Here is a 23,657-nt window from a genome sequence, read left to right as displayed (position 1 = left end):
TGCTGAACAGGGTTCATCACTGTTAATGATGGATTTATCCATGAAAAATTGCGGCGTAGCCGCTATGAAGTAAAAGGTAAAATAATTTTATATTTACTTAAAAGCCAGCAGCGCTTTGTGATTGTATAAAACAATCACTTGCTGCCCATTATGTAAAGTAAAAATAAAATAGAAAATCAAACGGTGCCATTTATTCGGCACCCTCCCCGTTAAGGTTATTAAACCTATTATAGTATTAAGGAGGCGTAACTCATTATATTTAAAAGAAATTTCTTGGAAAAAGTTTCCTGTACGGAAATTTAAATTTCCCCTGTGGAAACTGAAATTTCCTGTGCGGAAACCAAAATTTCTTCTGTGGAAACTTTTGATAGTTAAAATCCCCCGACAAACAGTGAACGCAATTTCACAAAAGTGTATTATTTTTCCTTTTTTCACTTTTATTTTTGACAAAAGCATATTTTGCATTATATAGAATAAATATAACAATAATAAAAGGATAACCTATGAGCATTGATTACAATACAATAATGACCTCCAGCAGTGAGGAAGTGGAAGAATATATAAGCAGAAATCATTTCACAGACAAACAAAAACTGGAGATTTACAGTTTTTTTAACAGAAACAAAAAAGATAAAATAACCGTAAATGTAAAAAAAGAGCGAAGTTCCGATATTCGACCGGGAATAGCCTATGTTCATGCTTTTCTTGATAATCTGGAAAAGCTTGGAAAAAATATGTCTGGTGCAGAATATACAATAATGATCCGCTTATGTAAACTCATGCAGCATGGAAACCTCATTGCCAGTATATCTCAGTCGGCACTCGCAGAAGAGCTTAATATGAGCAAATCTAACGTGTGTAAATGCTGGAATAAGCTAATAAATAAAGGCATTCTGGTCAAAGAAGGGAAGCATACCATGATAAACGCGAATCTCTTTCTGAAAGGCCAGTACAGAACATTAAATGCCACAAGGAAACAATATGTTCAGAAGTCACTGAGAACGACCAGTGAAGGCATAGAAGACGTATTCGTCACCGTTTATAAAGATACGATACTTACAAACAACGAAGAAAAAATAGTCGATAAAGAAGATGATAAACCTTTACTTTCTACGCCCGACGAAGATATTGACTGGGACTCTGTTTCAGAAGATAACATTTTTTATGATTATCCTGAAGATGTTGATCAAGAAGAAAGAATATAGTTTTCATCTGAATATTATCATTCTTATTTCCCGGTTATATTTGACACTTACACTATATCTCGTAATATAAATATATTCACTATTTTATTTACGAGGTATATATGAGGAAAGTAAAATTAGACAATGATGATTTAATTCAGTATCTGAACACCATCAAAGCTTTAAAAAAATATCCAACGATATCTGAATACAGAGATGAATATCGCAGATTAAGAACCAATGGCTCCCCCCTGATTGAAGCAAAAGAATTTAAATCTGCGCACACTAATCTCCTTAGATTAGACCGAAAGAAAAAATCACTGCTCGAAAAGTTTATTGAAGAACTCAACCCTGTCAGTCATGCATCAGCCCTTGCGTCAAGAAAGCTTGAAAAAGTACAGGAATCCATGCTCCACAGAAAAACTTTATTAGAAAAAACACCTGATGAACTCTTCGCTCTCGTCATAAAACAGCGTACAGAAGCTTCTCTTGAGTTCCAACGTTCTGTTGAGCAAAGTCTTGAGCAACTTTCAGATATATCTTCTGATTTTAATGCATCAGCAACAAAGCGCCGAAAATTTTCTATCTAGAATAAAACTACCATACTGGCAGTATATTACCAATATGGTGGTTTTATTTTATAACTCATGTGGTGATACACGATCACGCTCCATTTTCTTAAGCAACCGTTGTAATCTTTCTGCCCTTAGCTTTTGAGCCTTCTTCTCACCAATCTCCTGATAGTATTCTTCCCGACGCTCCGCAACAACTTTGCGGAACTTCTTCAAAAACCGTTCCAGTGTTTTCATATCTGTTGCCGCAGCTTCGGCTTGGATTTTTTTATACATATACAACACATGAAATTCATCAATCATTTTTGGCTCCTGTTTTTATTTACTGTTTTTTAGTTAGCCCCTTACGGGGCAACTTTTAGAACTCATTTCCTGAATCGTTCTGAATGGCACACCAACACAACAGCAATCTGCTCGAAGTTAACTTCATTAATACTCCCACTATCACCTTCTTGGGTTGTAAATCTCTCAAAGTTATTCTGAATATGGTCAATGATGTTCATAATAAATGGACTCATGAAATCAGGATCATCAAGATAGTCATTAGCGTCTCCATCTCCATTCACTTCCTGAAAAAGCTTCCAGCTTGCCTCCAATGATCTTATAGCAAGATCAAGGAACAGCTGTGTAGACTTATTTGTTACTATAGTTTCTTTAGACATAATCAATCCTCATTTTTACATGTTTGTTTGACTTATTTAGTCCCGGAATAGGAATAAACAGATAACTACTTTTTATAAACCAGATTAATGGTCACTGATCCGTACCTTAAATCCATTTCACTGACCAGTTCGTTATTAACATAACTGTTCAACGCATCTGTCAGGTTTTCATCATCCATTACTTCCTCGGCTGAATACCCGCATAGCGCAATGAACGTACTGACGCTTGCTTGGATGGTGCAGAGTATTTCAGGTGTTTGCTCACATAGCAGACTTACTGATATTGCAATATTATCATTCATTTAAATGTTCCTTTATTGAGTTGATTATTAGCCCCTTGCGGGGCCATATACTGACCACATGACCATTAGTTTGAGTTAAAAATAACGTTGTGCATATGTCTCAGATTCACTTTTACCTCATCGAATAAAACATCTCTGAGAGAGCCTGAGCTTTTACACTCCTTAAGAAACTTATTAAATCCTTCCTTACTGTTTTCTATTACCTTGTCAAAAACATCATCCATATATATTCTGTCTTCAACCATTTTAACAAATCTATCGCCCATGTATTCCTGCATATTACTGATATAAAGCTCATAGCAATAAAATGACTTCACAAGGAATAATCTGGTAGATTCATTGTAAACTTTGATTTCGTGGACTTCTGTTATTGCTTTACTCATTTTTATTTCCTTCTTTATTTTTAAGTGAACGTCCCCCTACAGAAATCTGTATGATTTTGGTAAGGGATATTATTTACAACAGTTTTATTTTCTTATGTTTACATAAAACCTCCTTAGATCATTATATGGATAATATTTGTTAAACTGCTTGTTTTCGTGATGCCTGAATAGCTCGTTCAATCCACGCATCCACCTCACTTTCAATAAAGGCGATTGCTCTTACACCTGTTTTTATCTGTGCGGGAAAGCAACCCGCTTTAATAAGCTCATATATCCATGTTTTCCCGAATCCAGTTCTGTTCATTACCTCAGGTAAACGAATAAGCTTGGGATGTTTATCTGTTTTGATTTGAACCATATTTATCTCCTATGTTGTTCGATGAGATAATTGTATGGGTTTTTCTTGTGATTTAAGAGGGACGTTCGAGAAGAAGTTTTTTACGCAGATTTTTGGGAGGATAAAAATAGGGTATGTTCAGGTTGAGTGAATGTAGGCGATATCCGCATTGCGCAACACACCGCCTCCGGGAATGTCAGTCCTCACCGAGTTCGTCAGTGATGAGATCCTGAACCTTCCAGTGTCTTCTGTCGTCGTATCTGTATGTAAAATCGACAAAAGACCGATAGTGAGCAAGCTTTGTCAGATATTTTACTGCCAGCGGATGATCTGTTGATTTCACCTTATCAACATCACGGATACCGTCCTTGAACTCATCAGGGTATAAAAAGCTGGTCAGTTGCGGCATACCAATCCTGACCTCTTCATCCTGCGCCCAGAACAGCAAATCCATGATGGGAATGATGTTGTAATCGAGTATTCTCTTGAGGTTGCTGACCCCAAAGCGAAAATCTCTGGCTGGAGGCTCAGGAGCCTGTAGTTGTTCTTTCCACTCAGGCACCATCACTTTCAGGTGATTGATGATTTCTTCGGATGACGTTTCCGCCAGATTAATTTGAACAAGCATCAACCCTTCGTTATTTACCCCGGCTTCCTTCAGATAATGCGAGACTTCCATATGAGGTAGGGGTTTTCCTTCCGGGTTAACGTATTTATCGAAAGCAGCCACATAACCCACCACCTCCCATAGCCCCCGATGTGTGACAGGCTTTATGGCATAGCTGGAAGACAGTCTTTTTTCTGGCCCCCCGAAAACATCACCAAACACAACCTTACCTTCAATCAGTTCTTCGTAATAGTTCTGATGCCTGCGACGGCTTTCAGGAGGCAACTCCCCACTGTTTTGCCCCATGCGGTAAGCGACAATCCTGTTTTCTATCTCTTGGAAAAGCTGTTCCACTGTCAAATTTTGCAGGACGCTGTAATTTTCAATGTTGAACCACTCATTAACAGCGCTGGCGATCTCCGCTTTGGTCATGAGGTATCTATCCTTCTGGCTTTACTTATCGCTTTGATATGTTATGAGTAAACATATCGGATTTGATGGCGGTAATCTATTGAATGGAGCAGGGAAAAGCATCGGAACAATCAGTCCAGACATGAAGATCGTTCAGTGAAGTTCAGTAAAGCGTGTTGTCATAACTAATTGAATATAATTGACATTTTTACAATACAAGATTAAAAATGTTGGTAAATATGATGGTAAAAAATAATGCCATTACTTCAATTCCACTAATAACAGGAAATACAGATGAAGTTCGAGTCCAGTCAGAGGAGCCAAATTTAAGAAGCCTGCTCAGGAAACTAAGCAGGCTTTTTGCATTTAAATCCGCCTTAAAACATCCCCTTTAAGCGGCCTGCCTGTCATAACATCCCCATTCCACGCCATATCACATCGTTGATTAAAGTTATGTAAATGTAAATTATTTACACTTTGCAATGATTGTAAGTGTTAGTGATTATCATTTATTGTACGCAAGCCATAAGAACGAGCCCCTGCTCGGTTCACTGTATGTTCCAATTACTCTGGGATAAAAACGATGAATGCTCTACCTCGCACCGGACTGCGCCGAATCACGCTTGCCTCTGCCCTGATTTTCTCTGTTAGCCTGCCGGCTTTCGCTCAGGAAACATTAACGCTATACACCACCCGCGAACCGGGCCTGATCCAACCTTTACTTGATAGCTGGACTAACACCAGCGGTATCAAAGTGAGTACGGTCTACATCAAGGACGGTATGCTTGAGCGTGTTAAAGCTGAAGGCAAAAACTCCCCTGCCGACCTGCTGATGACCGTCGATGCCGGTAATCTCATTGACTTAGTGGAAGCGGGTGTTACCCAACCGGTAGAATCCGAAGCGCTAAAAACCGCCATACCTGCCAACCTGCGCGGTGCGGATAATCAGTGGTTTGCGCTTTCTATGCGCGCCCGCGTTCTGTATGCCGAGAAGTCGCTGCCAATCGATAACTGGCACTACGAACAGCTCGCCAGCCCCGAGTACAAAGGTAAGGTTTGTATTCGTTCCGGTCAGCATCCGTACAATACGGCGCTGATCGCCGCGATGATTGCCCATCACGGTGAAGCCAAAACGGAAGAATGGCTGCGCGGCGTGAAGGCCAATCTGGCACGTAAAGCGACCGGCGGCGACCGTGACGTTGCTCGCGATATCCTCGGTGGAATATGTGATATTGGTCTGGCTAACTCCTATTACGTCGGCCATATGAAAAACGCCAAAGAAGGCAGCGATGCTCGTCAGTGGGGCGATGCCATTAAAGTTGTAAAACCTACCTTTGAAAATGGCGGAACGCACGTTAACATCAGCGGCGCTGCCGTAGCCCGCTATGCGCCAAATAAAGCCGATGCGGTTAAACTCTTGGAGTACCTGGTTTCCGCACCAGCTCAACAACAATATGCGAAAGCGAATTTTGAATATCCGGTACTGAAAGGCGTGACGCTTGACCCGGTTATCAGCGCCACAATTGGTGAAATCGACGTTGATAAAACGCCGCTAATCGAAATCGTGAAGTATCGTAAACAGGCTAGTCTGCTGGTAGATAAAGTTGGATTCGATCAATAAACCTCTGCAGGTTCTGACGTTACGCGGCCTGGTTTCCGGGCCGCAGTCATTATTAACGCCACTGCATCTTGGCGCGCTGTGCATAGCACTTGGCGTCCTGACCCCCATCGTTGCACTGATCTGGCAAGCCACTCAGGCCGATTTATCCCACTGGGATAATCTCATGACATATGTACTGCCTTCAGCGCTAAAAAACACCGTGCTGTTGCTGGCAGGTGTTGCGGTAATGGTCGGCGTCATTGGCGTAGGCAGCGCATGGGCGGTAACGGCATGGGATTTTCCTGGGCGCAAAATTCTCAGTTGGGCGCTGCTGTTGCCGCTGGCGATGCCGACCTACATCGTTGCCTTTGCCTGGCTCGATCTGCTGCACCCAATTGGCCCTCTGCAAACCTTTATTCGTTTCTTATTGGGCTTTGACAGCCCGAGACAGTTTCGCTTGCCCGATTTACGATCCCTTTTTGGCGCAATCCTTCTGCTCGGCTTAGTACTTTATCCTTACGTCTATCTGACAACCCGTGCCATGTTTATCAGCCAGCCGGCCCATTTACTGGAAGCCGCACGTACGTTGGGATGTAGCGCTACCGGAACCTTTTTTCGCGTTGTTCTTCCCATGGCACGTCCGGCACTGGCCGTTGGGATCAGTCTGGCGCTGCTGGAAACGCTTAACGATATCGGCGCATCGGAATTCCTCGGAGTTCAAACGTTGACCGTTACCGTGTACACCACGTGGATCTCTCGCTCAGATTTATCAGCCGCTGCACAAATCGCCTGTATGATGCTGATGTTTATATTCTTGATTCTGACGCTGGAATTTTACGGCCGTAGAAAGCAGGGATTCAGCAGCAGGAGCCTGCGGGAAATTCAACCCACTCGCGTGCAGGGCTGGCGGGGCTGGCTACTTGGTATCGTTATTTCGCTGCCGGTTGTGCTGGGCTTTTTGGCCCCGGTCCTGTTTTTAATCTGGGAAAGCGCTAAACGCATAGGCGACGAGAACCCTGTCTCCTCCTCGTTACTGTCTGCATTACAAAATACGTTATCACTGGCAGCGGGAACCACGCTGGTGGTGGTTTGCGTCAGTATGTTAGTGGCCTGGAGCGCGCGTCATAGCGCCGCAGACAACACCATGCCAGGATTTCGTCGCGGCGTGATGCGTCTGGCCTCTTTAGGCTATGCGGTTCCCGGTACAATTCTGGCGATTGGGTTTTTAACCCCCGCCATGGCCGTCGACCGTTGGTTAGCAGATTTACTGGATGTTCGCGGCCTGCCGCTGATGTCTGCCGGGATCCTGCTGGTAATTTGCTGTGCCATGCGTTTTCAAGCGATTGCCATCGGCGCTCTGGACTCCGGCCTGGGACGTATTCCGCCATCCCTGGAACAGGCTTCGCGACTGTTGGGTGAGAATGGTATAGGGACATTTGCACGGGTTCATTTTCCATTGCTGCGCCCGGCGTTAGTGAGTAGCGCCCTGCTGGTTTTTGCCGATGCCATGAAAGAGCTGCCCACAACGCTGCTTTTACGACCAGTAAATTTCGAAACGCTGGCAACGTTGCTGTATGCAGAAGCTGCGCGTGGAACCTATGAAGAAGGTGCTATCGCCGCGCTAATGATTGTTTTAGCAGGCACGCTACCGGTTATTTTGTTGGTGCGTCACCAGATGACTCGCCGTGGTTAAGAGATCAACAATGTCAGAAATTGCATTACAACTCCGGGATGTGCATGTTGCCTACGGCAACAGCCAGCAATCGGTGCTGCACGGATTTTCAATGTCGGTACGTAAAGGGGAAATCGCCTGTCTGCTGGGCGCTTCAGGCTGCGGAAAAACCACGGTGTTACGCGCAGTTGCCGGATTTGAACGACTACGCAGCGGAGAGATTTTTGTGTCGCAGCGCCGCGTGGCTGGCCACGGTGTTCATCTGCCACCGGAAAAACGGCATGTCGGCATGGTCTTTCAGGAATACGCCTTATTCCCCCATTTGACGGCGCAGCAAAATGTGGCCTTTGGGTTGCGACGCATGCCGCGTGAAGAGCAAAAGTTCCGTGTGGAGGAGCTGTTAAAAATGGTGGAACTACACAGCCATGCCAGCCGGTATCCGCATGAACTTTCCGGCGGTCAGCAGCAGCGTATCGCGCTGGCACGGGCGCTGGCCCCGCATCCAGAAATCCTGTTGCTCGACGAACCTTTTTCCAGCCTTGATAAGCGTACACGTGAGCGTCTTGGCAACGAGGTGCGGGATATTTTGCGCGCGGCCGGGCAAACGGCACTGCTGGTTACCCACAGCGAACACGAAGCGCAGCTGATGGCAGACCATATTGGCGTGGTAAAAATGGGGCAGTATCAAATAAAAAAGTGACCCATCCGACCTGAAGGTCACCAGGGTCGCCCTGAAAATTAATAATGTTTCTGTACCAGGCTGATGTTCACCGGCATACCGGAGCGTCTCTCCAGCGCCTGATTGCCGCGACTCACATCCACGTCATTCCCGCTAATGAAAGTGCGCAGCGCGGGAGTGACCGGCAAGGGAACCTTTCTGTCAGACTCGTATTCCGAACGGTTTCTTGACAAGGGTTCGTGCACTTCCACCCAGCGACTCCCGTCCGGCTCTACGCTGTATTTCACCGGTCGGTCTATCAGTTGCACACGCGTCCCTACCGGTACGGTATCAAACAGATATTTAATGTCGTCGTTACGCAAACGGATGCAACCCTGGCTTACCCGCAGACCAATACCGAAATTCGCATTTGTGCCATGAATGGCATAAAGCCTGCCGATATAAATCGCATACAACCCCATCGGGTTATCTGGCCCTGCAGGAACAAATGCCGGCAAACTTTCCCCGCGAGCCGCGTATTCACGTCGGGTATTAGGCGTCGGCGTCCAGCTCGGCGCTTCCTGCTTACGTTCTACCGCCGTCACCCAATTGCGCGGCGTTTCTCTGCCCGCCTGACCAATACCGATGGGCAAAACTTCAACCGTATTGCCGCCAGCGGGATAATAGTAAAGACGCATTTCTGCGACATTGATGACAATCCCCTCGCGTACGGTATCGGGTAATATCAATTGCTGTGGCACAACCAACGTTGAACCAGACTTAGGCAGAAAAACATCCACGCCGGGATTGGCTTCAAGCATGTTACTCAACCCCTGCCCGTACTGCGCGGCAAAGGCTTCCAGCGGTTGAGTATTGCCATCTGGAATAGTGATTGTCAGAGGGGTGCCCACCAGGCGACTGCCTTCTGGCGGCAGCGGATAACTCACTGCTTGTGATCCCTGACTCACAAGCAGTGCAAAAAGCGCAAAAATCAGTTTTACCCGACGCATTTTTTCCTTTCCTTCGTCGCAGCCGATATCCGTTAAGTATAGCTTTTTTATCTGTTTTAGGGAGTTACATCGAGTTGGCTGATGAAAACCCCGCACTCAAACGGGGTTACAGCTGGCTATGCTTCCTTCCCATCCGGAAGCACAATGTTGCTGGCGGCTAGCTGCCCCATGTTACTGTACATGGCACAGGCGGCTTCAATAATTGGCATCGCCAGAGCGGCCCCGCTGCCTTCCCCCAAACGCATCCCCATATTGAGATACGGATCCAGTTCAAGATGCGCCAGCGCGGTGCGGGCGCCCTTCTCAGCGGAGAAATGTGACGGTATCAGATAGGGTTTAATCTGCGGCGCAATCTGGCAGGCTGCCAGCGCAGCAGAGTAAGAGAGAAAACCATCCAGCACAACTGGAAGGCCACAGGAGGCTGCCCCCAACATCACACCCGCCATGCCGACAAGATCAAACCCACCAACTTTAGCCAGTACATCAATACCGTCATTGCGATCCGGTTGATTGACGGCAATGGCTCGCCGCACAACGTCTACTTTATTGCCTACTCTTGAAAGCGGCAGGTTAGCGCCGATACCGACCACATTCTCGGCATCGCTTCCAGTCAGCACGCTGACGATTGCCGCCGCGGGTGTCGTGTTGGCCATACCAAGTTCACCGACCCCAAACAGCGTTACGCCGTCCCTGGCCAGTCCATGAGTATAACGGATAACTTCCAGCAGTAGCTCCTCGGCCTGTGAACGGCTCATTGCCGGGCCCTGGGCAATATTGCCGCAGCCGCGCGCCACGCGCATATTTACTACGCCAGGAATAGGTTCAGCATCAATACCGACATCAATCACATGTACCTTTGCCCCCGCCTGAGCAGCCAGCACGCAAACGCCGGTCGTCCCACGCGTCATATTAGCAGCCTGAATAGCCGTGACGATTTTAGGCGAAACGGCAACCCCTTCATCCCACACGCCGTGATCGGCGCACATCACCAGCATCGCTTTGCCATTCACATGCGGAACGCCCTTCAGGCCGGGCATTCCGGCCAATTGCACAGCGAGTGACTCGAGCCGACCAAGACTTCCCGGTGGCTTAAGCAAGCCATCGATATGCTGCTGTGCACGCAGCATCGCGGCACTATCAGGTGAAGGTATGGTGTGGAGTAAAGAGGTTAAAGTCTGCATAGGGGTTCCAGTATGTTGGCTGACTCAGAGCAGAGCCAGCAGGAAAATCAACTCGCCAAGTTCAATGGCTGCGCCCAGCGTATCGCCGGTTTGCCCACCCAACGTGCGTTTTAATAACTGCCCAAGAATGAAAATCGCCACTATCGTGACAACCAGTGCTGCTACGCCGTGCATACCGGGAAGCAGTACGGCGGCAAGGACTGCCGCAAATCCCAACGTAACGCAGGTTTGACGCCCGGAGACTTTGCCGATAAAGACATTGCCCAGCCCTTCTTCGCGAGCGTAACGATGTCGATACATCAGCAAAACAGCGGTACCCCGCCCGGCAACACAAGCCGCAGCAAGCGCCGCCAGCATCGGTGTGCCACGCAAAGCCAGTTCGCTCACCACCAGCACTTTCGCCAACAACACGAAAATCAACGCCAGTCCGCCGTGGGTTCCCAGGCGGCTGTCGCGCATGATTTCCAGCATCCGTTCGCGTCGACGGGCAGAGAAAATACCGTCACAGGTATCCGCCAGACCATCGAGATGAAAACCACCGGTCAGCAGCGCGAGGGTCAACACTGCAAACAGCGCCGCCAGGGGGATACCGCACCAGGCCTGCAGCGCCATAAAGACCAGTCCCGTTATCCCGCCCAGCACCACGCCAATCAGCGGAAACATCACAATGCCACGTGAATAGTGCTCGAAATCCAGTCCTTGCGACCAGCGAGCAGGAACGGGCAAGCGACTGATAAAAGAGAGCATTGCCCAGAACAACTTACTCATTTAATTTTGACTCCAATTCCTGATACCACCAGCCAGACCTCATCGGCTGCTGCTGCCAGTCGCTGATTCACACGTCCTGCAATATCGCGAAAATGCCGTGCCAGACGGTTCTCCGGAACAATCCCCATTCCTACCTCATTCGTGACCAGCACAACCTTTGCCGGGCATCGCTGACAGGCGGCAATCAGCGAACGGATCTCATCCTCGATCGACTGTTCCATCGCCGCGTAATCCCAGTTATCCGGATTGCTGTCACCGCCCAGCGCAAACAGCAGGTTGGTCACCATCGTGGTGATGCACTCCAGCAGAATGGCTTCTTGCGGATCGTTTGCAGCCGTTATCAGTTCATCGAGATGTTGCCAGCATTCGGCTGTACGCCAGTGCGCAGGGCGTCCATCGCGATGATGCTGAATTCGTGCCGCCATCTCCTCATCAAAGATCTGCGAAGTCGCGATATACAAAACGTTTGGAGAATCCGCGATCAGCGCTTCCGCATGTCGACTTTTACCGCTTCGCGCGCCGCCGGTAACCAGAATCATCATACTGGCTCCCGGTGTTGCTGCATGATGGTATAAATTTTCTCAATATCGATGTGTTGCCGCATCGCATCCGCCAGCAGATCAAACTGCTGCGATTTATATTGCGCGTAATGGAAGGTGGAATCCAGCGGTGCTAACCCTTTACGTACGCGCAGGCCATTAACCAGCGCCCGGGTAAATTCATCGCTGTCAAACAGACCGTGAAGATAAGTACCAAACGTCAGGCCATCCGGCGTAACCGCGCCGTCAGCCACGTTGCCACCGTCCTTGCACAGCGTCATCACCGCCCGGCATTCTTCAGTTAAGGTCGTTTCGCCCATGTGAATTTCATAACCACGAACGGATAACCCCGCCGCGCCCGCCAGCCAGTCAGGCAGCGAGGAGGACATTTTTCCCTCAACCAAAGTGGTAGTTTTGTGCTGGGCAAAATGCGTTACAGTATTGAGTAAGCCCAGCCCCGGCAGCGTGCCGAGTCCTGACTCCACTTCATCGATGATCGTATCGCCGAGCATTTGATAGCCACCGCAAATCCCCACCACCGGCACGTTGTTACTATGCAATTGCACGACACCGTGCGCCATCCCGCTCTCACGCAGCCACACCAGATCGCCCAGCGTATTTTTACTGCCCGGCAGAATCACCAGATCGGCCCCCGCCAGTTCTTCAGGCTGACGCACATAGCGCACACGTACATCCGGCTGTGCGGCAAGCGCATTGAAATCAGTAAAATTCGAAATGTGCGGTATTTGCACAACGGCGATGTCGATGTCGCGCTTATCAGTGCGCAAATATTTACCCTTTTGCAGCGCTACGCCATCTTCATCTTCCAGATCCACATCCAGCCATGGCATGACGCCCAGAACCGGCACTCCGGTCAGCGCTTCAATTTGCTCAATACCGGAATACAGCAACGCCACATCACCGCGAAATTTATTGATGATCACCCCTTTGACCCTGGCGCGTTCATGATCGTGCAATAGCGCCAGTGTGCCGTAAATGGAGGCAAACACCCCGCCACGGTCGATATCCGCCACCAAAATAACAGGACATCGCGCCATTTCAGCCATACCCATATTGACGATATCGCGATCGCGCAGGTTAATCTCTGCCGGGCTTCCCGCCCCCTCCAGCACCAGCACATCGAACTCTTGCGCCAGACTGTTATAAACTGACAGGATTTGATCCCGCAGACGCGGTTTATACTCGTGGTAGCTTACCGCATCCATGTCGGTCGCGACTTTGCCCATCAGCACAACCTGCGCTTTACGGTCGCTGGTTGGTTTAAGCAGCACCGGATTCATACGCACATCTGGCGTAATCCCTGCAGCTTCGGCCTGAAAAATTTGTGCGCGCCCCATCTCTTTGCCTTCTGGCGTAATGCCAGAGTTCAGCGCCATGTTTTGCGATTTGAACGGCGCAGTACGCAGTCCATCCTGATAAAAAATTCGACACAGCCCGGCGACCAACACGCTTTTACCCACATCAGATGCCGTTCCCTGCAACATTATCGCCTGCGTCATGACGCCTCCTTCAGTGCGTTCTCTCGCATACAACTAAAAAATTCAGCCTCTGTTTTACACAGCGGGAAGCCCAGCTCTGTATGCAGCTTCACCAGCCAGGGCTGAGTTAATCCCGCTTGTTCAATCAGTTCCGTACGGGCGAAAACGTCCCCCGGCGTGCCGTGTGTTAGCACCTCGCCCCGGCGTAAAACGTAAACTGCATCACTGACTTCATAGATAAGATCGATATCATGGCTGGAGATAACCACGTGGTTGCCTTGCGCTACGATGCGTTTGATTATCTCAATCATCTGCGTACGGCCTGATGGGTCAAGCCCTGCTGTAGGCTCATCCAGCAACAGGTATTGCGCCTGCAACACCAACGCCCCGGCAATTGCCACACGTTTTTTTTGCCCGTGACTTAAACACTGAATCGGTTGATGGCGAAAATGCTGAGCATCGACCAGCGTCAGCGCATCTTCCACCCGGCGGGCGATTTCAGCTTCATCCACGCCAAGGTTGCGCAGGCTGAAAGCAATGTCACTGTCGATATCGGTGTAAAAGATTTGCTGATCGGGATCCTGAAATACAGTAGCCACCTGCTGACGCAGTGCCAGTAGGCCACGCTTGCTGTAATCCAACGGTTTGCCTTGCCACATCACTGCCCCTTGCTGCGGGCGCAGTAAGCCACTCAGATTCATAAATAGCGTGGATTTTCCGCAGCCATTGGCACCAACCAACCCCGTAACGGCATGCGTAGAAAAGTCCAGCGTTAGCCCCTTGAGGATCGGGTCATCCTGATAGCGAAACCAAAGCGCTGAGGTGGCAAGCATACTTTTCCTTACAGGTGAAAATCACCCTGATAAAGTTTGATATCCAGTGTGGTAGTCATTTGCTGGTAGCGGATCAACACGCGGGTAAACAGCAGTCCCACCAGCATCGCCAGCGAGCGATAGCCCAACGGCAAGCTACGATACCCAAAACGCAGCGTTTGTGCGCGATGAATAGCCAGCGCCTCGTCTAACAGGATAAAAATAAAGCGCCAGGTTAACAGGATCTGCTCAGTAAGCAGGCGAGGAACGTGCGCGCGTTTGAGTAAAATAATCAGCTGCGGAAACGGTAGATTCAGCACCAGCCAGAGCGTTGCCGCCAACGCAGCCAGGCTGCGCCAGAAGGTTTCATTGGCGGTGAAAAGTCCTGAGGCACTAACGCCCAACCAGTAGCTGCCAACGGGAATGCTGGCTAGCAGAGTCTGCGGATCGCGACTAAAACTAAACAGGATGGTCACTACCCCTATCGTCAGAAAACCAAACGGTAATGCCATCCAGCGGCACCAGCGCCAGAACGAAATGCGTAGCAGCCAGCAGCTCAGCGCGGCAATCAGTAACAGCTCGATACCCTGCCCCAACGGGGGCAGAGTAAACGCCAGAATCATCATCATTAGCCAGAGCAGAAATTTCCGTACCGGTGAGACATGAAACCAGCGGCTTTGATAGCTAAGCCTGTCAAGCCCGGTCATCACGACGTTGCCTGCCTTTGGTGTAACCCAGTATGTAGAAAATTACGGCTGCACCCAGCGATCCCTGGAGCGTAAACAACAGGCTTTCAATCTCACCGCTTGCCGGTTCATACAACGGCTGGAACCATGGCTCATAATGCGGGGCAATAGCCTGAATCTGACTCTCTGCTTCACCGTCTGAACCGCCGTATTCTCCACCGTGGTTGATAAAGAACGGCAGGATCACCAGCGCCACTACCATGCCCAATATAATCAGCGTCTTTTTCATCGTTAATGTCCTTGTGCGGTTATTAACTGGCGTTTGGTTAGCTGATCGTAAATCAGCACGGTGAGTAACCCTTCCGCAATCGCGATGGGGATTTGTGTCAGACAGAAAATCCCCATGAATTTAATGATTGAACCGGTAGCGCCAGCAGACGGGTCCGGGAACGCCACGCCCAGTTGCACTGAGGTGACGAAATAGGTGACAAGATCCGCCAACATCGCGCACAAGAAGACGCAAACATCACGACGCAGCCCCGCACGGCAGGCCATTTTCCACACCATGTAACCCACTACCGGGCCAATCACCGCCATCGACATGCCGTTAGCGCCGAGCGTCGTCAAACCACCGTGCGCCAGCAGCAGTGCCTGGAACAGCAAAACGATCGCCCCGAGGATAGCTACTACACCTGGCCCGAACAGAATAACCGCCAGGCCTACGCCGGTAGGGTGTGAACAACTTCCGGTAACGGAAGGAATTTTCAGCGCCGACAGCACAAAAATAAAGGCGCCGCACAGTGCCAGTAAAACTTTCTGGTGGTTATCTTCCTGCACGATTTGGCGCAGGCGCACCAGCCCGTACCACAGGCAGGGTAAAAACAGCAGCCACCATGCCAGCGCCCACATCGGCGGCAGGAAACCTTCCATAATGTGCATCGCGAACGCTTGCTCAGGAACAATCATCAGTAATAGCGCCGCAGCCAACCCGCTGAAAGACAGCTGTTTTAGCTGTTGTTCAAGCTTCATTGTGCATACTCCCACTGTTTGTTGACCAGAATGGTCGAGAAATAAGGCAGCGGCTGAGCGTCGCTCACCTCGTCGAGATGGCGCCAGCACTGCTCGCCCGGCAGCGTGGCTTCAGACATCATCAGCGCGTAGTCCAACAACCCCTCTTGCTGCAGCAACGCTTTGATGCGCGCAAAGCGACCGTAAACTTTCATCAGCACCAGGCTGTCATGCTGCTTTAACGCCTGCTGAATTTCAGCTTCCGGCGCGGTACAGGAGACCACTGCCAGCGATTGTTGCTCCATGGCGAGCGGAGTTTTCGCACGCGCGGCAATCGCAGCGAAAGAGGTCACGCCCGGGACAATTTCTAACCAGTCAGGCGAACCAATGCGCTGCAGTAAAAAGACCCAGGTGCTGAACAGCATGGCGTCACCGAGCGTAATAAAGCCTACCCTCTTCCCGGCTTCAACTTCCTGAACCAGCGCGCTTGCCACCTCATCCCAGACGGCCTCTTTTTCCGCGCTGTCGGCACTCATGGGAAAATGGCAGCAGCGAACCTCGGTCTGCTCGCCGATATACTCCCGTACAATCGACAGCGCCAGGCTATCGCCGCCTTTGCGTCCGGCGGGCGCATAGAGAATATCCAGCATGCCCAGCGTGCATGCAGCACGTACGGTGATCAGATCGGAAGCGCCAGGTCCGGTGCTTAATGCGTACAGTTTTCCGCTCATGCTGCTTCCTCCAGCGCCACATTAAGCGCCTGCTGTAAATGCGCCACAAACATCGCGCGAACCGCCGGGTTTTCCCCCAGTCCGCTGAGCCACGGCGTAGCCGGTATCCCTGCTGCGTTGAACAACGTTTTCCACGAATCGTCTTCGTCGGAGGCCATATCGTTAATCGCATGGTCACCGGCGACTAACATCAGCGGCATCAGATGTACCGCCGTGACGCCTTCCTGAGATAAACTTTCAATCAGCACATCTACTTCCGGGTAGCTTTCCACCGCCCCGACTCGCGCCGGGAAGCGCTGCGCCGTCATCATGTGGTCAAGACAGGCATAGGCAGCAAAAGCGTGATGGCTTGCCCCGTGTCCCATAAACACTACTTTTTCTTTTTCACCCAGCGCCGGCATCTGCTGTTGCAACGCCAGCATCAACTGTGCGTAATCTTCAACGCTGCTCAAAAGCGGTACACCCAGCGTCAGGCGAGAAAACAGCGAGCGCATACTTTGTACTTCGCGGACAATTTTTTCGTATTCGTCGCCGTTGATGATGTGCAGCGACTGAATCGCGACATCCTGATACCCCTGCTCCGCCAGCTTTTGCAGCGCCTGCAGCGGTGTGTCGATTTCAATGCCGTCACGCTGTTTGAGCTTGCGGATTATCATCCCTGAGGTAAACGCCCGGAACAGGTCACGGTCAGGGCAACTGGCTGCGAGATCGCGCTCACAGGCCACAATATTTTTCTCACAGGTGTCGTGATAGCTGGTGCCAAAGCTGACCACCAGAAGCGCCTTTTTCATCTCTAACTCCTTAAGCAGCGGCCAGCCAGCGCGTTAAACGCGCCGCAAAGGCGGCCTGACTTTCCAGTAACTCTTCTCCCGTCACCAACGGTGCCGGACGTGTAATCACGATGCAGGGGATACCGGCATCCAGACAGGGTTGCACTTTTTCCTGATACCCCCCTTCCGCGCCTGATGCCTTAGTAATCACCACATCAGCCTGACAATGTTGATAAAACGCAGCGTTGAACTCGGCGCTAAACGGCCCACACAGAGCAAAGATCTCACCGACGCCAAATCCCAGGTCCGCGCATTGCTGAATGACCTCAGGTACAGGCAAGACGCGCGCCAGCAGCGTTTTCTCTGGCAACTCTTTGCGCCAGATCGCCAGATCTTTACTGCCGGTCGTCAGCAGCACTCGTTCACCGAAACGCCGCGCGACCTCGCTGGCTTGCTGAATACTCTGTACGGTATACAGGTGCGAGTGGGTTAAACCGCTTAACTGTTCGGGGCGCTGATAGCGGCTCAGCAGTACGCCCGCCGCTTCGCAGGCATTCATGATGTTGCGACTCACCACCTCGGCGTAAGGATGCGAAGCATCAATCACCCAGCGCGTCCGATTTTCCTGCAGCCAGGCAATCATTTGCTCACGTTCCAGACGCCCGCAGCGCACCTGACCTTTGATGTCTCCCGCCAGTTGCTTTCCCGTCGGGGTCGCAACTGACAGGGTGTAGGCCACGTTTGCCGCATCCAGTTGCTGGCACAGCATGCGCGCATCGCTGGTGCCGCCCATGACCAGCACATCACCATAATTCACAGCACATAACCTCGGGGTGTGATCATCAGCCCGTCCTGAACATAGGTGGTTTTGTTGCCCACGATCACAAGACTGGTCATATCAACCGGCTCAAAATCCATTTCACCCAGCGTGGTCAGCCATTTTTCCTGCTTTTTACGTCCGGCCGACTTCACAATACCGACCGGCGTTTGTGCACTCTTGCTGGCAGATAACAGCTCAAATGCGCGCGCCAGATGTCCTTCGCGACCCCGACTGCGTGGGTTGTAGAAACAGATAACAAAATCGGCCTCACCGGCGGCAACGATGCGTTTTTCGATAACCGGCCACGGCGTTAACAGATCGCTTAAGCTGATGTGGCAGAAGTCGTGCATCAACGGCGCGCCCAGCAAAGAGGCGGCGGCAATACTGGCGGTCATACCTGGTATCAACCTGACCTCAACGTCCAGCTTTTGCTTGCTGACCAGCTCGAGTACCAGTCCGGCCATACCGTAAATCCCCGCGTCACCGCTGCTGATCAACGCCACATTGTGACCCGCCTGCGCCAGTTCGATCGCCGCCTGACAGCGTTCAATCTCTTTGCACATTCCGGTTTTGATCACCTGCTTGTCACCTGTGAACGCTTTTACCAGGTGGGTGTAGGTTTTATAGCCAACGATGATTTCCGCTGCCTGCAATGCTTCAACAGCTTCCATGGTCATCATTGCCTGCGAGCCAGGGCCAATTCCAATTACGCTTAACATCAGTGTGAAACTCCCAAAGTGATAGTGACGCCCTGTTCTCGCAGGGTCTCGCCTAACAGTTGTCCGTGGCTAAGCAGCCAGGCTGCAGGACCGGAAACGCTTCCTGTGCCCACCGTTTTGCGCACAAACGATGAAGCCGGAAAACGGTGTTCATGCTCACGCAGCGCGTCAGCAGTAAAGGTTTCGAAAGGAACCCGACAGCACGAAGCTAATTGGATAAGTCCCTGTTCATTTTTTTTCAGCGTGATGCTGCCAATTGCTTTTAACGCCAGCGGATCGAGCTGCTGGGCTTCGAGTTGCCTGGCCAGCAGCGCAGCCAGCAGCGGAAACGGCGTATCGCGACGACAACCAATTCCGGCGACAACCCGCTGCGGCACCAGCTTCCAGTGAGGAACCGGCAGGTCGGGTAAATTAGTGCGTAAGGTGATGCACACCAGCGCATCCAGTTCAGGAAGCGAGTTGAGATCGGATACCGTGATAAAACCGCGTCGATCGCAATGGCTGACATCCTGCGTCAGTTCGTCATCCCACCACAGGCCTACGCGCTTGTTACTAACCAGCATCTGATTGACGATCTTCACCGCCGAGCGGAAATCGCTCATCCGGGCATTCAACTGAAATGCCAGCGTATCCAGTGCCGCCATATCATTGACATCTGTCGCCGTGGTGATCACCGGGTCAGCGCCCAACATACCCGCCAGATAACGAGCCAGCGCATTCGCGCCCCCGGCGTGACCGGAGAGCAGGCTGATAACGTGCTGGGCACGTTCATCAATGACCACCACCGCCGGATCGCAAAATTTGTCGTTGACCAGCGGGGCCAGCACGCGCACCGCGATACCGGTCGCGCCGATAAAAATCAGCGCCGAATAATTTGCAAACGCTTCGCGGGCGGTATTGGCAAAGCCGTTTTCGAAGGGAATAAACCCCTCCTCCAGCAGCTTTTCACTGGTAAAACAGGTCACCGGCAGCATGGCCGCCAGACGCTTCGCCAGCACGACACCACCGGGCGTCAGGCAAAAAAGCGCAATGGATTCAGGCTTTACGGTATTCATGGCTAAAGTCCGCCGCATAGAGTTTGGAGTAGTGATACTCCGAGCCCAGGAAATTACCGACCAGAATGAGGGCCGTTTTGCGGATACCCGCATCGCGTACCTTGTCGCCAATATCCGCCAGCGTACCGCGCACAGTCTGGCTTTCCGGCCAGGTTGCTTTGTAGATCACCGCCACGGGCGTGGTCGCAGGATAACCGCCTTCAACAAGGCGTTCAGCCACCCGATGAATACGCTGGACGGACAGATAAATCGCCATTGACGTCTGGTGACTGGCAAATGACTCCAGCTGTTCGCGCTCCGGTACCGGCGTGCGCCCTTCCAGACGTGTGATGATCAGGCTTTGTGAGACCTCTGGTACGGTATACTCAACGCCCAACTCCGCCGCCGCGCCGAGAAATGCGCTGACGCCAGGCACCACCTGCCAGTCAATCCCACGCTTGGTCAGTTCCTCGCCCTGCTCGCGCACGGAACCGTATAGCGAAACATCGCCGGTTTGCAGACGCACGACGGTCTTCCCTGCTTTCACGCCGGCCTCCATCAGGTCGAGGATCTGCTCCAGATGCAGTTCGGCGCTGTCGTGACATTCTGCGCCGGCAGGGCAATATTCCAGCAGTTCGGTGTTAATCAGCGATCCAGCGTAGATAACAACCTGCGCCTGCTGTAGCAACCGGTAACCTTTGAGGGTAATCAGCTCGCGATCGCCAGGACCTGCGCCGACAAACCACACGCTACGGGGATCAAAAATCTCAGACATGGTTTCCTTCCTTCTGACAGGCGATAACAAATACGGGGTTATTCGGTTTGAAATAATGACCATTGCCAAGCGAGGTAAGCGAGGAAACCTGTAGCTGCAGGCAATCCACGCCCTGTACGCCAAGATGGTCCAGATGTGCCAGCGCGGTGTTGAGGTTTTCCTGGAGGATAAACGTCATCACCAGCCGCCCTGCGGGATGCAATTGACGCATTGACCAGTCAATCAGTTCGGTCAAATGGCCGCCGCTGCCACCCATAAAAATGGCATCGGCTTTTTCTGCGATAGTCATCGGTGCAACGCCGGGAAAAATATCGATGTTTGCGCAGGCAAAATGCTGACGGTTCTCATCCAGCAGCCTGAGCGCTGCCGGGTTACGCTCAATTGCTGTCACGCGTAATCCAGGGTATTGCAGCGCGGCTTCTATCGACACGCTGCCGGTTCCGGCACCAATATCAATCAGGTGACTGGCGCGGTGTAATTCAAGTTTTGAGAGGGCAAGTGCGCGTACCGCTTCTTTGGTCATCGGCACTTTCTCTCCACGCAGAAACAGCTCATCTTTCATCAAGGATCACCACTGCATTCATGTCATAGTCGGCGTTAACTTCACTCACGGGCAGGAAATGGATCCGTTCGTTTTCCATCGCCAGGTTTTCGCCAATCACCATCCAGCGATGTCCCTTGCCTCGCGCTATCAGCTGTTGCGCAATTTCACGCGGGCCGCACAGCCCATCTGTCACCATCGCCACCTTGTTATGCCGCGCCAGTTCATCGAAACAGACGCTGCGACCATGGCTACTGGTCAGCCACATATCGTTCATATCAATACCGGACTGCGCACACAGATACTGCACCGCACTAATGCCGGGAATAATGCGCACATTTTCAATACCAAAATGCGCCACCATGCGCGTTCCGATCCCATAGAACAGCGGATCGCCAGACGCCAGCACCACAACCTGTTGCGCCCGGTGCGTATTAATCCAGTCCAGCAGTTCCGGGATATTGGCACCGAGAACAAACTGTTCGCCGGTAAAATCCGCGAACTGCTGCAAATGCCGCTTACCGCCGACCAGAACATCAGCCGTTGCAACCGCTTCGCGTGCCGCAGGCGTCATCAAATGCAAACCGGCAGGTCCCATCCCCACAACGCTTAACATTGCATCTCCTCAGCAATCTCTGCGATCGGACGATTACAACCCAGCACCTGGTTATCAAAGGAGAACATGATGGCGTCGCAGGTCGGGGGATTTTTGGTAAAACGCAACGTTTGCAGGACGCGCATACAAATGCGCTTAGCCAGATGGTCATAAATGCGCTGAAAACCATACGCTTCTATGTGTTCCATCGCCGCCTCGGTGGTATCGCAGTCGCTGACCAGCGTCAGTAGTTCCAGCGGCGCGCCAAGTAACGCGAGATGGGCCACCAGCGTTTCCATACGCGCGTCGGCAATATGGCTATGGGTATGGAAAATGCCCGCCGCGATTTTGACAAGCTTGCCCGGATGTCCCACCAGCACGATTTGCCGGAACCCCAGACGTACAGCTTCTTCAATCATGTAGCCGACAAAGTTGCTCATGGTGACAACCACCTGGGTGTCAATCCCCATCTGCTCGCGCACAAAACGTTCGCCATGGTTTCCCGGTACCAGTACGACGCGTTCCAGCCCCGCCGCTCGCTTAATTTCCAGCTCCAGCGACAGCGAACGTTTCCAGCTCTCTTCCGACATCGGCGTGACGATCCCCGTGGTGCCGATAATCGAAATGCCACCCAGAATACCCAGGCGCGAGTTGTAGGTTTTTTGCGCCCGCTCTTCGCCTTCCGGCGCGAAAATCTCAATCTGTGCCCCTCGATTCGGGCCAATCGCCTCACGCACCGCTGACTCAATGGTCTGGCGAGGTGTGCGGTTAATCGCTGAACTGCCCACCGGCAGGCCGATCCCTTTGCGGGTTACCGTACCAACGCCTTCCCCGCCTTGAAGGGTTATCTCTTTACTCTCGTTTAACGTCACGCGCGCAAAAATCAGCATGCCGTGAGTGGCGTCCACATCATCGCCACCGTCTTTGCGAATAGCGGCTATCGCCTGCTGCCCTTCGATATGCGGCGACTCCACGTTCAGACACAGCGTCACCCCGGAAGGCGTCACAATAGAAACCTGATGGATCAAGTGTTGGCGTAATACCATCAGCGCCGCCACTTTTGCCGCCGCCGTCGCGCAGGATCCGGTGGTATATCCTTTACGCAGTGCTTTACCGTTGTGCCACACCGGCGTATCGAAAGCCTCGCTCATCGCGCCCCCTGCATGTGATAAAGCATGGCATTGACGATAGCGGCAGCGACATTACTTCCCCCTTTACGGCCTAACGCGGCAATGGCGGGCAGACTGCTTTGGGTGAGCGCATCTTTCGACTCTTCGGCACCGACGAACCCTACCGGTACGCCAACCACACCACTGACGGCGACATCATGCTCCAGCAGGCGAAACAACGCTGTCGGCGCGTTACCAAACACAAACAGCTTTTCACCTTCTTCCTTCACTGCGATATCGACGGCCGCCATCGAGCGAGTAATGCCCTGCTCTTTGGCCGTCCGCACAACCCGTGGGTCGCTGATGTAGCAGCGGCATTCACCGCCAAATTTTGCCAGCAACGTTTTATTAATCCCGGACAGAGCCATCGTGGTATCGGTATAAATCACGCTTGAGCGGCTAAGCGCCGCACAAAACTGTTCCAGCACATCACTGGAAAACCACAGAATGTCCAGCCAGTCGAAATCCGCGGTTGTATGAATGACCCGCTTGATAATGGCTTCATGTAACGGGCTGGCAAACTGATAGTCCGGGCGTGTTTCACGAATAATCTCGCCAATAATGTCGAAACTTTTGGCCTCAATCGCCTGGGGTTGCTGGATATATTGCATG

General features: G+C 51.3%; 30 protein-coding genes. 5 read left to right on the top strand and 25 right to left on the bottom strand.

Annotated elements, in window-relative coordinates; all coding sequences use genetic code 11:
- Positions 1 to 503: 503 nt before the first annotated feature.
- Both OGX99_RS17530 and OGX99_RS17525 read left to right on the top strand, forming a co-directional pair.
- Entirely contained in the window at positions 504 to 1,205 is a 702-nt protein-coding gene (locus OGX99_RS17530; RefSeq protein WP_286544438.1) for a hypothetical protein, read from the top strand.
- 101 nt (positions 1,206 to 1,306) lie between these two features.
- Positions 1,307 to 1,774: a DUF4756 family protein gene (locus tag OGX99_RS17525; protein ID WP_286544435.1), complete on the top strand. Its 468-nt coding sequence runs from the start codon at positions 1,307 to 1,309 to the stop codon at positions 1,772 to 1,774.
- A 48-nt stretch (positions 1,775 to 1,822) separates the two neighbouring features.
- Here OGX99_RS17525 and OGX99_RS17520 read toward each other — a convergent pair whose 3' ends face one another.
- From OGX99_RS17520 to OGX99_RS17495, 6 genes are all read right to left on the bottom strand, one after another.
- Positions 1,823 to 2,059 (bottom strand): H-NS family histone-like protein, encoded by a 237-nt coding sequence (locus tag OGX99_RS17520; RefSeq protein ID WP_286544432.1) that lies wholly within the window; start codon positions 2,057 to 2,059, stop codon positions 1,823 to 1,825.
- A gap of 62 nt (positions 2,060 to 2,121) precedes the next feature.
- Complete coding sequence (locus OGX99_RS17515) at positions 2,122 to 2,418, bottom strand: hypothetical protein (RefSeq protein WP_191931080.1); 297 nt, start codon at positions 2,416 to 2,418, stop codon at positions 2,122 to 2,124.
- 65 nt (positions 2,419 to 2,483) lie between these two features.
- Positions 2,484 to 2,720, bottom strand: a complete 237-nt coding sequence (locus OGX99_RS17510) for a hypothetical protein (RefSeq protein WP_286544425.1) — start codon at positions 2,718 to 2,720, stop codon at positions 2,484 to 2,486.
- Positions 2,721 to 2,785: 65 nt separating this feature from the next.
- Positions 2,786 to 3,103: a hypothetical protein gene (locus OGX99_RS17505; RefSeq protein ID WP_000030115.1), complete on the bottom strand. Its 318-nt coding sequence runs from the start codon at positions 3,101 to 3,103 to the stop codon at positions 2,786 to 2,788.
- A 139-nt stretch (positions 3,104 to 3,242) separates the two neighbouring features.
- Positions 3,243 to 3,461, bottom strand: a complete 219-nt coding sequence (locus OGX99_RS17500) for a helix-turn-helix transcriptional regulator (RefSeq protein WP_038424695.1) — start codon at positions 3,459 to 3,461, stop codon at positions 3,243 to 3,245.
- Between the two features lie 175 nt (positions 3,462 to 3,636).
- Positions 3,637 to 4,479 (bottom strand): DUF6387 family protein, encoded by an 843-nt coding sequence (locus OGX99_RS17495; RefSeq protein ID WP_286544421.1) that lies wholly within the window; start codon positions 4,477 to 4,479, stop codon positions 3,637 to 3,639.
- 562 nt (positions 4,480 to 5,041) lie between these two features.
- On the opposite strand from OGX99_RS17495, the gene OGX99_RS17490 reads away from it, so the two are divergent.
- Genes OGX99_RS17490 through OGX99_RS17480 form a run of 3 tightly spaced genes read left to right on the top strand, consistent with a single transcriptional unit; the run spans position 5,042 to position 8,430 of the window.
- Positions 5,042 to 6,079 (top strand): extracellular solute-binding protein, encoded by a 1,038-nt coding sequence (locus tag OGX99_RS17490; RefSeq protein ID WP_286544418.1) that lies wholly within the window; start codon positions 5,042 to 5,044, stop codon positions 6,077 to 6,079.
- Positions 6,063 to 7,751: an ABC transporter permease gene (locus OGX99_RS17485; RefSeq protein ID WP_286544415.1), complete on the top strand. Its 1,689-nt coding sequence runs from the start codon at positions 6,063 to 6,065 to the stop codon at positions 7,749 to 7,751. The genes OGX99_RS17490 and OGX99_RS17485 overlap by 17 nt, the downstream gene beginning before the upstream one ends.
- A 10-nt stretch (positions 7,752 to 7,761) precedes the next feature.
- Entirely contained in the window at positions 7,762 to 8,430 is a 669-nt protein-coding gene (locus tag OGX99_RS17480; protein WP_286544412.1) for an ABC transporter ATP-binding protein, read from the top strand.
- A gap of 38 nt (positions 8,431 to 8,468) precedes the next feature.
- Here OGX99_RS17480 and ldtA read toward each other — a convergent pair whose 3' ends face one another.
- The 19 genes from ldtA to OGX99_RS17385 all read right to left on the bottom strand — a co-directional run bounded on the left by ldtA (position 8,469) and on the right by OGX99_RS17385 (position 23,656).
- Positions 8,469 to 9,398: a L,D-transpeptidase gene (gene ldtA / locus OGX99_RS17475; protein WP_151219701.1), complete on the bottom strand. Its 930-nt coding sequence runs from the start codon at positions 9,396 to 9,398 to the stop codon at positions 8,469 to 8,471.
- Between the two features lie 116 nt (positions 9,399 to 9,514).
- The gene (gene cobT, locus OGX99_RS17470; protein ID WP_151219702.1) at positions 9,515 to 10,579 is read right to left on the bottom strand and encodes a nicotinate-nucleotide--dimethylbenzimidazole phosphoribosyltransferase; all 1,065 of its coding nucleotides are present in this window, start codon (positions 10,577 to 10,579) and stop codon (positions 9,515 to 9,517) included.
- A 24-nt stretch (positions 10,580 to 10,603) separates the two neighbouring features.
- Positions 10,604 to 11,347 carry an adenosylcobinamide-GDP ribazoletransferase gene (gene cobS / locus OGX99_RS17465; RefSeq protein WP_210904630.1) on the bottom strand — a complete coding sequence of 248 codons (744 nt, stop codon included), beginning with the start codon at positions 11,345 to 11,347 and terminating at the stop codon, positions 10,604 to 10,606.
- Positions 11,344 to 11,889, bottom strand: coding sequence for a bifunctional adenosylcobinamide kinase/adenosylcobinamide-phosphate guanylyltransferase (gene cobU, locus OGX99_RS17460; protein ID WP_187252230.1), 546 nt, complete (start codon positions 11,887 to 11,889; stop codon positions 11,344 to 11,346). Before cobU ends, cobS begins: the two co-directional genes overlap by 4 nt.
- Positions 11,886 to 13,406, bottom strand: coding sequence for a cobyric acid synthase (locus OGX99_RS17455; protein ID WP_252837705.1), 1,521 nt, complete (start codon positions 13,404 to 13,406; stop codon positions 11,886 to 11,888). The genes cobU and OGX99_RS17455 overlap by 4 nt, the downstream gene beginning before the upstream one ends.
- Entirely contained in the window at positions 13,403 to 14,218 is an 816-nt protein-coding gene (locus OGX99_RS17450) for an energy-coupling factor ABC transporter ATP-binding protein (protein ID WP_210904628.1), read from the bottom strand. Before OGX99_RS17450 ends, OGX99_RS17455 begins: the two co-directional genes overlap by 4 nt.
- 8 nt (positions 14,219 to 14,226) lie before the next feature.
- Complete coding sequence (locus tag OGX99_RS17445) at positions 14,227 to 14,904, bottom strand: energy-coupling factor ABC transporter transmembrane protein (protein ID WP_151219964.1); 678 nt, start codon at positions 14,902 to 14,904, stop codon at positions 14,227 to 14,229.
- A complete protein-coding gene (locus OGX99_RS17440; RefSeq protein WP_003030289.1) occupies positions 14,891 to 15,172 on the bottom strand; it encodes an energy-coupling factor ABC transporter substrate-binding protein in 282 nt (93 codons plus the stop codon). Before OGX99_RS17440 ends, OGX99_RS17445 begins: the two co-directional genes overlap by 14 nt.
- Positions 15,173 to 15,174: 2 nt before the next feature.
- Positions 15,175 to 15,912 (bottom strand): cobalt ECF transporter S component CbiM, encoded by a 738-nt coding sequence (gene cbiM / locus OGX99_RS17435; protein ID WP_003834098.1) that lies wholly within the window; start codon positions 15,910 to 15,912, stop codon positions 15,175 to 15,177.
- Positions 15,909 to 16,622 carry a cobalt-factor II C(20)-methyltransferase gene (locus tag OGX99_RS17430; protein ID WP_252837707.1) on the bottom strand — a complete coding sequence of 238 codons (714 nt, stop codon included), beginning with the start codon at positions 16,620 to 16,622 and terminating at the stop codon, positions 15,909 to 15,911. The genes cbiM and OGX99_RS17430 overlap by 4 nt, the downstream gene beginning before the upstream one ends.
- Positions 16,619 to 17,413 (bottom strand): sirohydrochlorin cobaltochelatase, encoded by a 795-nt coding sequence (gene cbiK / locus OGX99_RS17425; protein ID WP_151224673.1) that lies wholly within the window; start codon positions 17,411 to 17,413, stop codon positions 16,619 to 16,621. The genes OGX99_RS17430 and cbiK overlap by 4 nt, the downstream gene beginning before the upstream one ends.
- A 10-nt stretch (positions 17,414 to 17,423) precedes the next feature.
- Positions 17,424 to 18,209: a cobalt-precorrin-6A reductase gene (locus tag OGX99_RS17420; RefSeq protein ID WP_151219707.1), complete on the bottom strand. Its 786-nt coding sequence runs from the start codon at positions 18,207 to 18,209 to the stop codon at positions 17,424 to 17,426.
- Positions 18,206 to 18,931 carry a precorrin-3B C(17)-methyltransferase gene (locus OGX99_RS17415; RefSeq protein WP_003030278.1) on the bottom strand — a complete coding sequence of 242 codons (726 nt, stop codon included), beginning with the start codon at positions 18,929 to 18,931 and terminating at the stop codon, positions 18,206 to 18,208. The genes OGX99_RS17420 and OGX99_RS17415 overlap by 4 nt, the downstream gene beginning before the upstream one ends.
- A complete protein-coding gene (cbiG, locus tag OGX99_RS17410; protein ID WP_187252226.1) occupies positions 18,931 to 19,986 on the bottom strand; it encodes a cobalt-precorrin 5A hydrolase in 1,056 nt (351 codons plus the stop codon). The genes OGX99_RS17415 and cbiG overlap by 1 nt, the downstream gene beginning before the upstream one ends.
- Positions 19,967 to 20,740 (bottom strand): cobalt-precorrin-4 methyltransferase, encoded by a 774-nt coding sequence (locus tag OGX99_RS17405; RefSeq protein ID WP_151219709.1) that lies wholly within the window; start codon positions 20,738 to 20,740, stop codon positions 19,967 to 19,969. Before OGX99_RS17405 ends, cbiG begins: the two co-directional genes overlap by 20 nt.
- Complete coding sequence (locus OGX99_RS17400; protein ID WP_048235107.1) at positions 20,733 to 21,302, bottom strand: decarboxylating cobalt-precorrin-6B (C(15))-methyltransferase; 570 nt, start codon at positions 21,300 to 21,302, stop codon at positions 20,733 to 20,735. Before OGX99_RS17400 ends, OGX99_RS17405 begins: the two co-directional genes overlap by 8 nt.
- Positions 21,292 to 21,897, bottom strand: a complete 606-nt coding sequence (locus OGX99_RS17395; protein WP_210904626.1) for a cobalt-precorrin-7 (C(5))-methyltransferase — start codon at positions 21,895 to 21,897, stop codon at positions 21,292 to 21,294. The genes OGX99_RS17400 and OGX99_RS17395 overlap by 11 nt, the downstream gene beginning before the upstream one ends.
- The gene (gene cbiD, locus OGX99_RS17390; protein ID WP_151224675.1) at positions 21,891 to 23,027 is read right to left on the bottom strand and encodes a cobalt-precorrin-5B (C(1))-methyltransferase CbiD; all 1,137 of its coding nucleotides are present in this window, start codon (positions 23,025 to 23,027) and stop codon (positions 21,891 to 21,893) included. Before cbiD ends, OGX99_RS17395 begins: the two co-directional genes overlap by 7 nt.
- Positions 23,024 to 23,656: a cobalt-precorrin-8 methylmutase gene (locus OGX99_RS17385; RefSeq protein ID WP_151219713.1), complete on the bottom strand. Its 633-nt coding sequence runs from the start codon at positions 23,654 to 23,656 to the stop codon at positions 23,024 to 23,026. Before OGX99_RS17385 ends, cbiD begins: the two co-directional genes overlap by 4 nt.
- Between the last annotated feature and the right edge of the window lies 1 nt (position 23,657).

The organism is Citrobacter sp. Cu096, from assembly GCF_030332285.1.
GTDB classification, from domain to species: domain Bacteria; phylum Pseudomonadota; class Gammaproteobacteria; order Enterobacterales; family Enterobacteriaceae; genus Citrobacter; species Citrobacter meridianamericanus.
Note: the sequence above shows the minus strand (reverse complement) of the source record. Positions and strands in the feature narration are given on the sequence as shown.

Excerpts from the sequence above, each read along its gene's own strand:
- OGX99_RS17530 (WP_286544438.1), top strand. The coding sequence starts at position 504 with ATGAGCATTGATTACAATACAATAATGACCTCCAGCAGTGAGGAAGTG.
- OGX99_RS17525 (WP_286544435.1), top strand. The coding sequence starts at position 1,307 with ATGAGGAAAGTAAAATTAGACAATGATGATTTAATTCAGTATCTGAAC.
- OGX99_RS17520 (WP_286544432.1), bottom strand. The coding sequence starts at position 2,059 with ATGATTGATGAATTTCATGTGTTGTATATGTATAAAAAAATCCAAGCC.
- OGX99_RS17515 (WP_191931080.1), bottom strand. The coding sequence starts at position 2,418 with ATGTCTAAAGAAACTATAGTAACAAATAAGTCTACACAGCTGTTCCTT.
- OGX99_RS17510 (WP_286544425.1), bottom strand. The coding sequence starts at position 2,720 with ATGAATGATAATATTGCAATATCAGTAAGTCTGCTATGTGAGCAAACA.
- OGX99_RS17505 (WP_000030115.1), bottom strand. The coding sequence starts at position 3,103 with ATGAGTAAAGCAATAACAGAAGTCCACGAAATCAAAGTTTACAATGAA.
- OGX99_RS17500 (WP_038424695.1), bottom strand. The coding sequence starts at position 3,461 with ATGGTTCAAATCAAAACAGATAAACATCCCAAGCTTATTCGTTTACCT.
- OGX99_RS17495 (WP_286544421.1), bottom strand. The coding sequence starts at position 4,479 with ATGACCAAAGCGGAGATCGCCAGCGCTGTTAATGAGTGGTTCAACATT.
- OGX99_RS17490 (WP_286544418.1), top strand. The coding sequence starts at position 5,042 with ATGAATGCTCTACCTCGCACCGGACTGCGCCGAATCACGCTTGCCTCT.
- OGX99_RS17480 (WP_286544412.1), top strand. The coding sequence starts at position 7,762 with ATGTCAGAAATTGCATTACAACTCCGGGATGTGCATGTTGCCTACGGC.
- ldtA (WP_151219701.1), bottom strand. The coding sequence starts at position 9,398 with ATGCGTCGGGTAAAACTGATTTTTGCGCTTTTTGCACTGCTTGTGAGT.
- cobT (WP_151219702.1), bottom strand. The coding sequence starts at position 10,579 with ATGCAGACTTTAACCTCTTTACTCCACACCATACCTTCACCTGATAGT.
- cobS (WP_210904630.1), bottom strand. The coding sequence starts at position 11,347 with ATGAGTAAGTTGTTCTGGGCAATGCTCTCTTTTATCAGTCGCTTGCCC.
- cobU (WP_187252230.1), bottom strand. The coding sequence starts at position 11,889 with ATGATGATTCTGGTTACCGGCGGCGCGCGAAGCGGTAAAAGTCGACAT.
- OGX99_RS17455 (WP_252837705.1), bottom strand. The coding sequence starts at position 13,406 with ATGACGCAGGCGATAATGTTGCAGGGAACGGCATCTGATGTGGGTAAA.
- OGX99_RS17450 (WP_210904628.1), bottom strand. The coding sequence starts at position 14,218 with ATGCTTGCCACCTCAGCGCTTTGGTTTCGCTATCAGGATGACCCGATC.
- OGX99_RS17445 (WP_151219964.1), bottom strand. The coding sequence starts at position 14,904 with ATGACCGGGCTTGACAGGCTTAGCTATCAAAGCCGCTGGTTTCATGTC.
- OGX99_RS17440 (WP_003030289.1), bottom strand. The coding sequence starts at position 15,172 with ATGAAAAAGACGCTGATTATATTGGGCATGGTAGTGGCGCTGGTGATC.
- cbiM (WP_003834098.1), bottom strand. The coding sequence starts at position 15,912 with ATGAAGCTTGAACAACAGCTAAAACAGCTGTCTTTCAGCGGGTTGGCT.
- OGX99_RS17430 (WP_252837707.1), bottom strand. The coding sequence starts at position 16,622 with ATGAGCGGAAAACTGTACGCATTAAGCACCGGACCTGGCGCTTCCGAT.
- cbiK (WP_151224673.1), bottom strand. The coding sequence starts at position 17,413 with ATGAAAAAGGCGCTTCTGGTGGTCAGCTTTGGCACCAGCTATCACGAC.
- OGX99_RS17415 (WP_003030278.1), bottom strand. The coding sequence starts at position 18,931 with ATGTTAAGCGTAATTGGAATTGGCCCTGGCTCGCAGGCAATGATGACC.
- cbiG (WP_187252226.1), bottom strand. The coding sequence starts at position 19,986 with ATGAATACCGTAAAGCCTGAATCCATTGCGCTTTTTTGCCTGACGCCC.
- OGX99_RS17405 (WP_151219709.1), bottom strand. The coding sequence starts at position 20,740 with ATGTCTGAGATTTTTGATCCCCGTAGCGTGTGGTTTGTCGGCGCAGGT.
- OGX99_RS17400 (WP_048235107.1), bottom strand. The coding sequence starts at position 21,302 with ATGAAAGATGAGCTGTTTCTGCGTGGAGAGAAAGTGCCGATGACCAAA.
- OGX99_RS17395 (WP_210904626.1), bottom strand. The coding sequence starts at position 21,897 with ATGTTAAGCGTTGTGGGGATGGGACCTGCCGGTTTGCATTTGATGACG.
- cbiD (WP_151224675.1), bottom strand. The coding sequence starts at position 23,027 with ATGAGCGAGGCTTTCGATACGCCGGTGTGGCACAACGGTAAAGCACTG.
- OGX99_RS17385 (WP_151219713.1), bottom strand. The coding sequence starts at position 23,656 with ATGCAATATATCCAGCAACCCCAGGCGATTGAGGCCAAAAGTTTCGAC.